10 protein-coding genes are annotated in these 12,773 nt (G+C 77.1%); 6 read left to right on the forward strand and 4 right to left on the reverse strand.

Annotated features, from left to right (window positions below):
* Nucleotides 1-6: 6 nt before the first annotated feature.
* From HNR08_RS14040 to HNR08_RS14055, 4 genes are read right to left on the reverse strand one after another with little or no spacing between them, the layout of a single operon-like run.
* On the reverse strand, nt 7-1,146 hold the full coding sequence (locus tag HNR08_RS14040; protein WP_246802873.1) for an AAA family ATPase: 1,140 nt from the start codon (nt 1,144-1,146) through the stop codon (nt 7-9).
* Nucleotides 1,143-2,369: a DUF4350 domain-containing protein gene (locus HNR08_RS14045; RefSeq protein WP_221286363.1), complete on the reverse strand. Its 1,227-nt coding sequence runs from the start codon at nt 2,367-2,369 to the stop codon at nt 1,143-1,145. The genes HNR08_RS14040 and HNR08_RS14045 overlap by 4 nt, the downstream gene beginning before the upstream one ends.
* Nucleotides 2,366-3,019: a DUF4129 domain-containing protein gene (locus tag HNR08_RS14050; RefSeq protein WP_146832298.1), complete on the reverse strand. Its 654-nt coding sequence runs from the start codon at nt 3,017-3,019 to the stop codon at nt 2,366-2,368. Before HNR08_RS14050 ends, HNR08_RS14045 begins: the two co-directional genes overlap by 4 nt.
* Nucleotides 3,016-4,428, reverse strand: coding sequence for a DUF7847 domain-containing protein (locus HNR08_RS14055; RefSeq protein WP_146832295.1), 1,413 nt, complete (start codon nt 4,426-4,428; stop codon nt 3,016-3,018). Before HNR08_RS14055 ends, HNR08_RS14050 begins: the two co-directional genes overlap by 4 nt.
* Nucleotides 4,429-4,604: 176 nt before the next feature.
* On the opposite strand from HNR08_RS14055, the gene mtrA reads away from it, so the two are divergent.
* The 6 genes from mtrA to HNR08_RS14085 all read left to right on the forward strand — a co-directional run bounded on the left by mtrA (nt 4,605) and on the right by HNR08_RS14085 (nt 12,567).
* A complete protein-coding gene (gene mtrA, locus HNR08_RS14060) occupies nt 4,605-5,288 on the forward strand; it encodes an MtrAB system response regulator MtrA (RefSeq protein ID WP_146832292.1) in 684 nt (227 codons plus the stop codon).
* Nucleotides 5,285-7,111 (forward strand): MtrAB system histidine kinase MtrB, encoded by a 1,827-nt coding sequence (mtrB, locus tag HNR08_RS14065; protein WP_276509335.1) that lies wholly within the window; start codon nt 5,285-5,287, stop codon nt 7,109-7,111. Before mtrA ends, mtrB begins: the two co-directional genes overlap by 4 nt.
* Nucleotides 7,108-8,835: an LpqB family beta-propeller domain-containing protein gene (locus HNR08_RS14070; RefSeq protein WP_146832289.1), complete on the forward strand. Its 1,728-nt coding sequence runs from the start codon at nt 7,108-7,110 to the stop codon at nt 8,833-8,835. Before mtrB ends, HNR08_RS14070 begins: the two co-directional genes overlap by 4 nt.
* A 91-nt stretch (nt 8,836-8,926) precedes the next feature.
* Nucleotides 8,927-9,724, forward strand: a complete 798-nt coding sequence (locus tag HNR08_RS14075) for a ComF family protein (RefSeq protein WP_146832286.1) — start codon at nt 8,927-8,929, stop codon at nt 9,722-9,724.
* Nucleotides 9,725-9,889: 165 nt separating this feature from the next.
* On the forward strand, nt 9,890-10,555 hold the full coding sequence (hpf, locus tag HNR08_RS14080) for a ribosome hibernation-promoting factor, HPF/YfiA family (RefSeq protein ID WP_146832281.1): 666 nt from the start codon (nt 9,890-9,892) through the stop codon (nt 10,553-10,555).
* Nucleotides 10,556-10,701: 146 nt separating this feature from the next.
* Nucleotides 10,702-12,567 (forward strand): HNH endonuclease signature motif containing protein, encoded by a 1,866-nt coding sequence (locus HNR08_RS14085; protein ID WP_183835078.1) that lies wholly within the window; start codon nt 10,702-10,704, stop codon nt 12,565-12,567.
* Nucleotides 12,568-12,773 lie beyond the last annotated feature (206 nt).

Here is a 12,773-nt window from a genome sequence, read left to right on the forward strand (position 1 = left end):
GGCGCCTCAGCGGGGGACCGGCACGGACGCCAGCACGGTGTCCAGCACCGACTCGGCGGTCACGCCCTCGAGCTCGGCCTCGGCCCGCAGCTGCACGCGGTGCCGCAGCGTCGGGTGCGCGAGCGCCTTGACGTCGTCGGGCGTGACGTACGGGCGCCCGGACAGCCAGGCCCACGCGCGGGACGTGGCGAGCAGGGCGGTCGCGCCGCGGGGCGAGACACCCAGCGACAGCGACGGCGACTGCCGGGTGGCCCGCACCAGGTCGACGACGTAGCCCAGCACCTCGGGCGCGACCTGCACCCGGGCGACCTCCGCGCGGGCGCGGTCCAGCACGTCCCTGCCCGCGACGGCCCGCACCCCGGCGGCCTTCAGGTCGCGCGGGTCGAAGCCGGCGGCGTGGCGGGCCAGGACCTCGACCTCGTCGGCGCGCTCGGGCAGCGGCAGGGTCAGCTTGAGCAGGAACCGGTCGAGCTGCGCCTCGGGCAGCGGGTACGTGCCCTCGTACTCGACGGGGTTCTGCGTGGCGACGACGACGAACGGCTCGGGCAGCGGGCGCGGCGTGCCGTCCACCGACACCTGCCGCTCCTCCATGGCCTCGAGCAGCGACGCCTGGGTCTTCGGGGGCGTGCGGTTGATCTCGTCGGCGAGCATGAGGTTGGTGAACACCGGGCCCTCGCGGAACGAGAACTCCGCCGTCCGCGCGTCGTACACCAGGGAGCCCGTGACGTCGCCCGGCATGAGGTCCGGGGTGAACTGCACCCGCTTGGTGTCGAGGTCCAGCGCGGCGGACAGGCTGCGCACGAGCAGGGTCTTGGCCACGCCGGGCACGCCCTCGAGCAGCACGTGGCCGCGGCAGAGCAGGGCGATCACCAGGCCGGTGACGGCCGCGTCCTGGCCGACGACGGCGCGGCCGACCTCGGTGCGGACGGCGCCGAGCGCCTCGCGGAGCTCGCGGGACGGCTCGGGGGCGGGCGCCGGTGCGGGGGCGGCGGGGGCCGCGGCGGCCGCGGCGGGCGCGGGCACGACGGGCGCCGGCGCGGGCTGCGGCAGCCCGTGCGCGTCCGGCACCGGCACCGGCGCGGGCGCCGGCGGCGGCACCGGCGCGGCGTCCGGCTGCCACGGGTTCGGGGCGGGGTGGTCGGTCACGTGGGGTGAACCTCGCTCTCGAGCTGGTCGAGCCGGCGGGCCAGGGTCTCCAGGCCCGCGTCCGACGTGGGTGGCGGTCCGTACAGCAGGTCGCGGACCTCGGTCTCGTCGCGCCGGGCGGCCCGGGCGACGGCGGCGATCACGGCGGGCGCGTCCGCGGAGCGCGGGAGCCCGAGCCGGCGGGCGAGCCGGTCCGCGGCACCGGCGCGCAGGGCGGCACCGGCGTGCCCGTGCGAGCGGGCCGCCCGGTACAGCCGGCCGCGCCCGCGGGTGGTCTCGGCGGCGCGGACGACCACGGGCAGCGGCTCGGTGACGACCCGCCCGAGCCGGCGCGCGCGCCAGACCACCAGCGCGACGAGCACGACGAGCGCCTGGACCAGGACGAGCCGCGCGGCGGGCGGCAGCAGGTCGGTGAGCCCCGGCCCGGCCGCCTCCCCGGTGCCCAGGTCGGTCGCCGACGGCACGTACCAGACCAGGTCGGCGTTCCGGCCGAGGGCCCGCAGGACGAGGGCGGCGTTGCCGTCGGCGGCCACGCGCGCGTTGGTCAGCAGCCCGGGGTCGCCGATCACGGTGACCCGCCGGCCGTCGACCTCGGACGCCGAGTAGAGGTAGGCCTGCGGCTCCGTGCCGGGCAGCGGGAAGCAGAGGGCGGTGCCCGCGGGCGCCTCGGCACCGGTGGGGACGACGCCGGCGCCTGCGGCGGTCACGGTCCCGGCGGCCGCGGCGTCCGGGTCGGTGCAGCCGGCGACCAGCGTCGTGGGGGTGCCGCCCGCGGACCACGCGGTGTCCAGCCCGGGGACGGTCCGCGGGAGGAGGGTCGACGGGTCGAGCAGCACGAGGTCGGCCTCCGTGCCGGCGACCGCGTCGGTCTGCTCGTCGGACAGCAGCCAGTCGCTGGTGACGAGCAGCGTGCTGCCCGCCTCCGCCGCGGCGACGGCCTCGGCGGTGCTGCGCACGTACCGGACGGTGACGCCCTGCTCGCCGAGCACCTCGGCCACCGCGCGGGCACCGCCCTCGTGCGGGTTGTCCGGGGCGAGCGGCGTCGTCGACCGCACGGGCGCCGGCAGCACCGCCGCGAGCACGCCGATGCCGAGCACGGCCGCCACGGCCACGACCCAGCGGTACCGGCGCCAGCGACCGCGGGCGCGCCCGGCGGCCGTGGTGCCGTCGCCGAGCACGACGTCGCCGCCGGCGGGCGGGGCGGGGCGGGTGGCGGTGCTCACGGGGCACCCCCGTCCGCCCCGACGCCCGCGGGCAGCGTCGGACGGGTCGCGGCGAGCCGGGCGTCCAGCTCGCGGAGCGCCGCGTCGTCACCCGGCCCGGGCGTGCGGTCGCCGTACACGACGTCGTCGAACAGCCGCCCCGCGGTCCGCAGGTCGGTCGCGTGCGCGGGCAGCCGCGCCCCGGCGGCCTCGACGGCCTCGTGCGCCGTGCGGCCGGGCCGCTCGTCCAGCACGGTGCGCTCCTCGAGCGCGCGCACCACGGCGCGGAACCGGTCGGCCACGGCCGCGGCCCAGTCGCCGCGCGCGGCTGCCGCGTCGGCGGCGGTGCGCAGGTCGGCGGCCGAGCGCCGGTCGTCGTCGCCCAGGACCGCGCCCGCACGCGCCAGCCGCCGGCTGCGCCGCACCGGGCCGGTCACCAGGAACGTCACGACCACGACGACCGCCAGCGCCCCCACGACCACCAGCAGCGTGCCGACGTCGCCCAGCGCGACGCCGCTCGCACCGTCGAACAGCTCGGCCAGCCAGTCGAGGACGCGCCGCAGGATGCTCGGCTGCTGGTGGTACACCGGGTCGGCGAGCTCGCGCTCGATCCAGCGGCGCGCCTCGTCGGCGTCGGGCACGACGGGGACCTGCGCGGCGACCGCCGTCACCGCGTGGCGTCTCCCGCCGCCCGGGCCAGCTCGACGTCGAGGCCCTCGCGGCGCATCCGGACGTCGATGTACGCCAGCGCGATCACGCCTGCCATGAACACCACGCTCACGGTGCTGCCGAGGGCCTGGCCGACGGCCAGCAGGGCGATCGCCGGGCCGCTCGTCAGGAACGGGTCGTCCAGGGTCAGCGTCGCGACCATGCTGAACGGCATGGCGACCAGCGACGCCACGATGCCCACGAGGATCGAGACCAGCAGGTACAGCCCGAGCAGCCGCCAGAAGCTGCCGCGGGTGAGGCGCCACGCCCGGGCGACCGACGCCCAGAAGCCGCCGCCCTCGAGCATGATCGCCGCGGGCGCGAGCATCGTCCGCACCGTCAGCCAGAAGGCCCCGACGACCAGCACCGCCAGGCCCAGCAGGCCGATGAGGACCGCGAGCCCGACGCTCTCCGTGGTCGCCCACGCCAGCGCCACCAGGCCGACGACGGCGCCGGTGACCAGGAGGACCGCGACGCCCTGGAGCAGGCCGAAGGCGATGACCCACCACACCCGCTTGCCCGAGCCGCGCACGACGTCGGAGACCGCCACGCGCTGCCCGATGACCGACCGGCTGACCGACAGGATGAGCAGGCCGGTGAGGATCGACGTGGCCAGCGCGGTCAGGGGCACGCTGGCGAACGTGGCGAGCGACGAGCCGAACGAGTCGCCCACCAGCTCGACGCTCGCGTCGGGGACGCCCTGGCTGCCGAACCAGCCGTTCACCTCGTTGGCGAGCAGGCCGGCGACGTACCACTGCACCAGCGCCCCGACGCCGGTGGCGACCGCGACGACCACGGCCGTCAGGCCGAACATCGTGCGCGGGTTGTGCCGGATCGCCCGGAAGGCGCCGTCGAAGATCTCCCAGAGGCTCAGGGGGCGCAGCGGGATGATCCCGGGCTGCGCGACCGGCGGGGCGTACGGAGCGGGGCCCCAGCCGTAGCCGGCGGGGGAGCCGGGCTGCGGGTACCCCGGCTGCGGGTACCCCGGCTGCGGGTACCCCGGCTGCGGGTACCCCGGCTGCGCGTACCCGGGCGGCGGGTATCCGGGCTGCTGGCCGTGGCCGCCGGGCGCGGCGGGGCCGGCCTGCGGGTAGCCGGGCTGCTGGCCGTACCCGGGCTGCTGGCCGTGGCCCGCCGTCGGCTGCTGCGGCGCGCCCGCTCCGGGCTGCGGGGCACCACCCGGACGGCCTCCGCCCGGGTGGGTGGCGGCGTCGCCCCAGGGGTTCGGCGCGGTCCCGGGCGCGGGGGCCGGCGCGGCGCCCGGCGCCTGCCAGCCCGGGGGCGCGTACTGCCCGTACCGCGGTGCGGGCCGGGGCTCCTCGCCGAGCCGGGGCGCGTCCTCGGAGCGCCCCTCGTCGTGCGGCGTGCTCATGGCGTGGCTCCCTCGTGCTCACCGGCGGTCGTCGGCGCCGCGCGGCGCCTCGGGGCGCGCGCGGCACGGCTGCGGCCATCGTGCCACGTCAGGCCGTGAGCGGGCGCCTGCTCCGTCCGGGGGCCCCGGGGCGGCGCCCGGCACGGTCGGGGCCCGCCGGGTGCCATCATGGTGCGATGAAGGGACGCGTTCTCGTGGTCGACGACGACACCGCCCTGTCCGAGATGATCGGCATCGTCCTGCGGTCCGAGGGGTTCGAGCCGGTCTTCTGCGCGGACGGGGACGAGGCACTGGAGACCTTCCGGGCCACCCAGCCGGACCTCGTGCTGCTCGACCTCATGCTGCCGGGCAAGGACGGCACCGAGGTGTGCCGCCTGATCCGGGCGGAGTCGGGCGTGCCGATCGTCATGCTCACCGCCAAGGCGGACACCGTGGACGTCGTGCTCGGCCTCGAGTCGGGCGCCGACGACTACATCGCGAAGCCCTTCAAGCCCAAGGAGCTGATCGCGCGGGTGCGCGCGCGCCTGCGCCGCAGCGACGAGCCGGCGCCCGAGCACCTGCGGATCGGCGACCTGTCCATCGACGTGACCGGGCACCGCGTCACCCGCGACGGCGTGCCCATCCCGCTCACCCCGCTGGAGTTCGACCTGCTGGTCGCGCTCGCCCGCAAGCCGTGGCAGGTCTTCACCCGCGAGGTCCTGCTCGAGCGCGTGTGGGGCTACCGGCACGCCGCCGACACCCGGCTGGTGAACGTCCACGTGCAGCGGCTGCGGTCGAAGATCGAGGCCGATCCCGAGCGCCCGGAGATCGTCGTGACGGTCCGCGGCGTCGGCTACAAGGCGGGCGCGACGCCGCCGTGAGCACCGCACCCCCCGCGGGCGGCGGCCGCCCCGGCGCGGGTCGGCGACCCGCGCGCGTCTGGCGGCTGGTCACCGTCCGCTCGGCCACGCGCGCCCGCCGCGTGCTCCGCGGCTGGCGCGGCTCGCTGCAGGCGAAGGTCATCACCTGGACGCTCGCCGCGGGCATGGTCGGTCTCGTCGTGCTCGGCGGCTACCTGTCGGTGAGCGTGCGGGACGGCCTGTTCACCGCGCGGGTGGACCAGCTCCTCGACGAGTCGGCGCGCGCGGCCTCCCAGGCGCAGGCGACGTTCGACGCCTCGACGGCGACCACGGGCCCGGAGGTGCAGCAGCTCCTCATCGACATGGTGCGGGGGCTGCAGTCCGGTGGGTCGGGCGGGCGCGAGGTGTTCATCCTGCGCAGCCGCGGCCAGCAGGTGCCGATCCTCGTGAACTCCCAGGCCACCGACTCCAACCTCGTGCCGCTGGTGTCCGACGCGCTGCGGGACGCCACGTCGCAGGACGAGGGGCAGCGCTGGGAGTCCGTCGCGTGGCCGGCGGACTCGTCGGCGACGGGGCGGGTCGAGCCCGGGCTGGTCGTCGGGCAGGCGGTCACCGTCCCCGCGGCCGGCTCGTACGAGCTGTACTTCCTCTACTCGCTGCAGGCCGAGCAGGACCGGCTCGACTTCCTCCTGGGCGTCCTGTCGATCGGCGCCGTCGCGCTCGTCGCGCTGCTCGTCACGATGACCTGGCTGGTCACGCGCCAGGTGGTGCGCCCGGTGCGGCTCGCCGCGCACGTCGCGGAGCGCATCGCCGACGGCCGCCTCGAGGAGCGGATGGCGGTGAGCGGAGAGGACGAGATGGCCCGCCTCGGCGCGTCGTTCAACGGCATGGCGGAGAGCCTGCAGGACCAGATCGTCCGCATGGAGCACCTGTCCGCGATGCAGCGCCGGTTCGTCTCCGACGTGTCGCACGAGCTGCGCACCCCGCTGACCACCGTCCGGATGGCCGGCGAGATGCTGTACGAGTCCCGGGACGACTTCGAGCCCGCGGTCCGGCGGTCCGCCGAGCTGCTGCACACCCAGCTCGACCGGTTCGAGGACCTGCTCGGCGACCTCCTGGAGATCAGCCGGTTCGACGCGGGCGCCGCGGTGCTCGACGCCGAGGCGCGGGACGTGCGGGGCATCGTCGACGCCGCCGTGGACCAGGCCGTCCCGCTCGCCGCGACGAAGGGCACGTGGCTGTCGGTGGAGCAGCCGGAGACGACCTGCGTCGCGGACGTCGACCCGCGCCGCGTCGAGCGCGTGCTGCGGAACCTGCTGGTCAACGCCATCGAGCACGCCGACGGCTCGGACGTCGAGATCACCGTCGGCGCCGACGAGCGCGCGGTCGCGGTGACGGTGCGGGACCGCGGCGTCGGCATGACGCGTGACGAGGCGGCGCACGTGTTCGACCGGTTCTGGCGCGCCGACCCCGCGCGCGCCCGGACCACGGGCGGCACCGGGCTGGGCCTGGCGATCTCGCTGGAGGACGCCCACCTGCACGGCGGCTGGCTCGAGGCGTGGGGCCGGCCGCGGCAGGGTGCCTGCTTCCGGCTGACGCTGCCCCGGCGCGCCGGCATCGTCCTCACCGACTCGCCGCTGCCGCTCGAGCCGCCGGCCGCGCCCGAGGCGGAGCCCGCGCGGTACCGCGGCGACGCCGAGCAGGGCGGGGTGGACCCGGCCGCGCTGCCCGACCTGCCGCCGACCACGGGCTCGCTCGAGGTGGTCGAGCGCGTCCGTGAGGCGCAGCAGGCCGCCGCACGCCGCCGCGAGCACGCGCAGCACGGACCCGGGGAGGGCGCATGACCACGCACGGACGGCGCGCCCGGGCGGCCGCGGTGCTCGCCCTCGTCCTCGCGGCCCTGACCGCGTGCGTCGGCATCCCGACGTCCGGCCCGGTCGGCATCGGCGTCGAGGGGACCAACGACCAGGGGGCCGTCGAGCCCCTCGGCGACCCGCCGCCGCAGGACGGCACGCCCGAGGACATCGTGCGCGGCTTCCTCGGCGCGAGCGCCGCCGGCTTCAGCCGCGACACCACCTCGTCGGAGACGGGCGACGACTTCCGGAACGCCCGCGAGTACCTCTCGGGCGAGGCGCGCCGCTCGTGGAGCCCGCGCGACCGGGTCGTCGTCTACGCGACGGCGTCCAGCCCGGACATCGTGCTCAAGGAGCCGTCCCAGGTCGCGGTGAACGTGCGGGTCGCCGCGCGGGTCGACGACGAGGGACGGTACGCCGAGGCCGGCCCGGACGCCGAGGAGCAGCTCGTCTTCGACCTGGTCCAGGACTCCGGCGGACAGTGGCGGATCTCCGGCCTGGAGGACGGCGTCGTGCTGTCCGAGCCGAACTTCGAGGCGATCTACCGGTCGGCCACGCTGTACTTCCTCTCCCAGGACGGCACGTTCCTCGTCCCGGAGACGCGCTGGTTCCCGCTGCGGAACCTCGCCACCTCGATCGTCCGCGCCCTGATCGCGGGCCCCTCGGACTGGCTGCGGGACGCCGTGCGCAGCGCCGTCCCCGAGGGCGCCTCGCTGCAGCCCGACGCGGTGTCGGTCGACGAGGACGGCGTCGCGGCGGTCAGCCTCGCGGCCGGCGGGCTCCCCGCGGAACCCGAGGACCGTGCGCTCATGCAGGCCCAGCTCGAGGCGTCGCTCCGGATCGCGCGCGTGCGCACCGTCGAGGTCACCGCGGGCGGCGTGCCGCTCGGGGCGGAGGCGGCGGACCTCGAGCGCGGCCAGGACTGGGGCGGGGCCCTGGAGGCCCTGCAGGGCGACACCCTCGTGCAGCTCGTGCAGGGCAGCCTGGTGCCGGTCGAGGACGTCCAGCCGCTCACCGGGCTCGACGCCCGGGACCCCGCGCGCGACGGCTCCGGCTCGCTGCGGGTCGTTCTGTCCGGGCCCGACCGGCTCGTCACCGTCCCGGTCGCCGGGCAGCCGTCCCGGACGCTGCTCCAGGCCTCCGCGCTGGCGGCGCCGTCCGTGGACCGGCTCGGCTGGGTGTGGACCGCGTCGCCCGACCACGGCGGCGCGCTCACGGCGGTGGACGTCGACGGGACCAGCGTGGCGGTCGAGTCGGACTGGCTGCAGGGCCGCACGGTCCGCTCCGTGCGGGTCGCCCGGGACGCCACCCGCGTGGCCGTCGTGTCCGACGGCACCGACGGCGTCCGGGTCGACGTCGCCTCCATCGTCCGGGACGACTCCGGCACGCCCCAGGTGCTGGGCGTCGCGTCGCGCACCGGCGTGACGCTGGTCGACGCGACGCGCGTCGTCTGGGTCGACGAGAACACGCTCGGCGTGCTCGGCCGGTCCGGCAGCACGACCACGGCGGTCTACCACCTGGTCCCGCTGTCCGGGCAGGCGCAGACGCGCTCGGCGATCGTCGACTCCGTGGACATCGCCGGCGGCAAGGGCGAGACCGAGCTCTACGTCGCGACCTCCGAGGGCGAGCTGTTCGGGAGGTCCGGGTCGAGCTGGGAGCCGGTCGGCCGCGAGCCCGCGGGCGAGGCGGTGCGCGACCCGGGCTTCGCCGGCTGACGCCGTCCACAGCCCGGCGCCGGCTGCGGGTGGGGGCGGTTCCTGGGGACCACGGCCGCGACCGGCAGGGGAGTGCTGCCACCGTGGGGCCGTGCCGCCGCTCCCGACCGTCCTCCGTGAGCTCGCGGACCTCGTCCTGCCGGTCACGTGCGCCGGCTGCGGGGCCCCGGGCCGGGCGCTCTGCGCGCGGTGCCTGCGGCGGTGGTCCGGGCCGCCGCTGCGGTGCGAGCACGTGGCCGGGCGGCTGGACCGCATGGACGGGACCGTGCTGCCGGTGGCGGCGCTCGCGGTCAACACCGGGCCGGTCCGCAGGGCGGTGGGGGCGTGGAAGGACGGCGGGCGCGCGGACGTGACGCCGTGGTTCGCGGCCGTGGCGGCGCGGGCGGCGCCGGGCGTCGTGGCGGCGGGTGCCGTCGGCGTCGGGGTCGGTGCCGTCGCGGGGGCGACCGCGGGGCGGGTGCCGCTGCTCGTGGTGCCCGCACCGCCCTCGCCCCTCGGCCTGGCGCGACGCGGCGAGGACCTCGTCGCCCGGGTCGCCCGGGGGCTGGCGGACGGGCTCGCGGACGGGCTCGCGGCCGGGCGCCCCGTCGCGGTCGAGCGGGCGCTGCGGCTGGCCGGGCGGGGCCGGGACCAGGTCGGGCTCGGCGTGCGGGGACGCGCGGCCAACCTCGCCGGGCGGCTGCGGGCGCGTCCGCGGTCGCGGCCGGTGCTCGCGGGCAGCGACGTGCTGCTCGTCGACGACGTGCTCACGACCGGGGCGACCCTCGCCGCCTGCCGGTCGGCGCTGGAGGCCGTCGGCGCCCGTCCGGTGGGTGCCGTGGTCCTCGCCGTCACCCCTCCGCCGGACGCGCCGGGAGCCTGGTTGGAACCCGGGGCGAACCCGGGCTAGCGTGGTGCCCCAGAGCGGTCGGGCGGCACGGACGTCGCCCGGCTACCGGGTCTCGGCGGGTGTGCCCGCGCGAGGAGGTGGTGCCGACAACCCGCCCCCCACGTGGGCGTTCGAAGCACGTTGCCGGGCGGGAGGACCCGCCCCCGGACCTCCAGGAGGTATCCCATGGAGATCGTCGTCGCAGGCCGTCACACCGACGTCCCCGAGCGGTTCCGTCGACACGTCGAGGACAAGCTCGCGCGGCTCGAGCCGCTGGCGCCCCGCGCCCAGCGCATCGACGTCGAGGTGACCCACGAGCCCAACCCCCGGCAGGCCGCGGCCGCCGAGCGGGTCGAGCTGACGGTGGTCGGCAAGGGACCGGTGATCCGGGCCGAGGCATGCGCGGACGACCGCTACGGGGCCTTCGACCTGGCGATCGACAAGCTCGCGGAGCGGCTGCGGCGCGCCCGCGACCGCCGCAAGAACCACCGCGGCCGGATCCCCACGCCCGTGCCCGGCGGGGACCTCCCCACGGCGCTCGAGCCGGAGCCCGAGTTCGAGCCCGCGCCCACGTCGTCGGAGGACGGCGTCATCGAGACGACCCTCGGCGACTCGCCGGTCGTCATCCGGGAGAAGATCCACCTGGCGCAGCCGATGACGATCGACGACGCGCTCTACGAGATGGAGCTCGTGGGGCACGACTTCTTCCTGTTCGTCGACGCGGAGACCGCCCAGCCCTCGGTCGCGTACCGGAGGCGCGGGTGGAGCTACGGCGTGATCAAGCTCGACGCCGCCGTGACCACCACGGGCAACGGCATCGCGACGCCGGCCGGAGCTGCCGCCCCGCGCTGACACCCGGCTGATCGACGCGGACGCCCGCCGACGACCCTCCGGTCGGCGGGCGTCCGCGTGCGTGCGGGTCGTCCACAGGGGCCGTTCGGCGTGCGGGTTGTGGATGGCCCGGGTCGGGTGTCGGTGGGGGTCGGTAGTGTCGGTTCATGGCATCTGACCTGCACGAACACCCCGACGGTGATCCCGCCGCGGGTGTGGTGCTGCCCCGGTACGGGGACGACGGTCGGTGCCTGACGGAGTACGGGCTCGACCCGGAAGCGGGCGGAGCACGGACGGCGCAGCAGCGGCAGATCGAGGCGATCGCGGCGTGCCCGCCGGGGCCCGAGCTGGATGCGTGGTTGCGGGGTCTGGACCTGTCGGTGCTGCCCGCCGGGGTCGTGGTCGAGGTGGTGGCCGCCTGGGACCGGATGGAGTCCTCCGCGCACGCCGGCAAGCTCGCCGCGGTGGCCGAGCTGGTGGTGCGCCCGACGATGGACCCCGACCGCACCCCGGGGCGTGGTGTGGCGCCGGTGGGGCGGGAGCGGGTGGTGGCCGGTGAGGTGGGGATGCGGTTGCGGTTGCCGGTGCTGACCGCCAGCCGGGTGGTGCGTGATGCGGTGCTGCTGGACGGGCTGCTGCAGGCGACCGGGCAGGCGCTGGCGACCGGGCATGTGGATGCCCGTAAGGCGGACACTCTGGTGCGTCGGGCACGGGACCTGCCGTATGAGGCGACGTTGGCGGTAGAGGATGCGGTGCTGCCGGACGCGGACCAGTGCTCGCACGCGCAGTTCGAGCAGCGGGTGGAGCACGCGATCGCCCTGGTGGACGCCGAGGGTGCCGCGCTGCGGCACGCCACGGCCCGCGAGGGTCGGCGGGTGACGCACCCGCGGCGGCGGCCGGACGGGATGGCCGCGATGTGGTGCGTGCTGAGCGCCGCGGACGCGGCCCGCCTGGACGGGGTGCTGGACCACACCGCCCGCGCCGCCCGCGCCCTGGGTGATCCCCGCACCCTGGACCAGCTGCGCGCCGACGGCCTGCGCGACCTGATCGTCGGCGACGTCCCGGCGGTGGAGGGTCCGGCGTTCGAGGTCCGCCTCCACCCGCCCGCGCGGCGGCCGGTGCCGGTCGACCGGGCGTGGACCACCCCGGGTGGGCCGACGCACGCGCGCCCGATGGCACCCGAGCCGACCGCCACGATCACCCCCATCCCCGCCCCGATGCCCGTCCCGCTCCCCACGCCGGAGCTCGCGCCTGACGCGGCCACCGCTCGTGCGGCTGACGAGGCGCCTGCCGATCCCGGCACCGGCGGCACACCACCAGCCGACACCGCGGGCACCCGGGTGCCCGCCGCCTCCGCTACCTCGGACACCCCAGACCTCGCCACCCGGGCCCACCGCAACCGCGCCGGCTCCACTCCCGACGCCGCAGACCTCGCCGCCCGCGCCCACCGCACCCGCACCACCAACGGCTGCGGCACGTGCGGCGGCCGCCCGGGCGCCCAGGTGCGGGTCACGATCGCCGCCTCCACCCTGCTCGGACTGGACAATCAACCCGGGGACCTCGAGGGGTACGGGGCCATCGACGCGGTCACCGCCCGCGCCCTGGCCGCCGGAGGCGACTGGCAGCGGATCCTGACCGACCCGCTCACCGAGCAGACCCTCGACGTCGGACGCCGCCGGTACCGACCACCGGTCGCGTTGGACGAGCACGTGCGCGTGCGGGACAAGACCTGCGCCGCACCGGGCTGCACCGTGCCCGCCACCCGCGCGGACCTGGACCACACGATCGAGTACCACCCACAACCCGGCGCCCCACCGGACACACCCCTGGGTGGCACCGACGCGGGCAACCTCGGCCCGCTGTGCCGCGCCCACCACCGCCTCAAGACCGTCGGCGGGTTCCGGCTGCGGCAGATCGCACCCGGCCTGTTCGAGTGGATCACCCCCACCGGCCACCGCTACCTCGTACGCCCCGGCACCGGACGCTCCCTCCACACGACCACCGTCCCCCACGACGCCGAACCCCCGTTCTGACACCCCGCCGGTCTCCCGCTCCGACACTCCGCCCATTCCCCGCTCCGAGACCCCGCCCGCTGCCTGCTCCGACACCCCTCCGGCTCCCCGTTCCGACGCCCCGCCGGTCACGGGCCCGTCCCGAGGACTCGGCGCGGCGGCTGAGGTCCACGACGCCGGTGCCGCGATCGGGGTGCGCGGGACCGGTCGTGGTCGGCGCCGGGCGC

The sequence above is a fragment of the Cellulomonas hominis genome (genome assembly GCF_014201095.1).
Lineage (GTDB): Bacteria > Actinomycetota > Actinomycetes > Actinomycetales > Cellulomonadaceae > Cellulomonas > Cellulomonas hominis.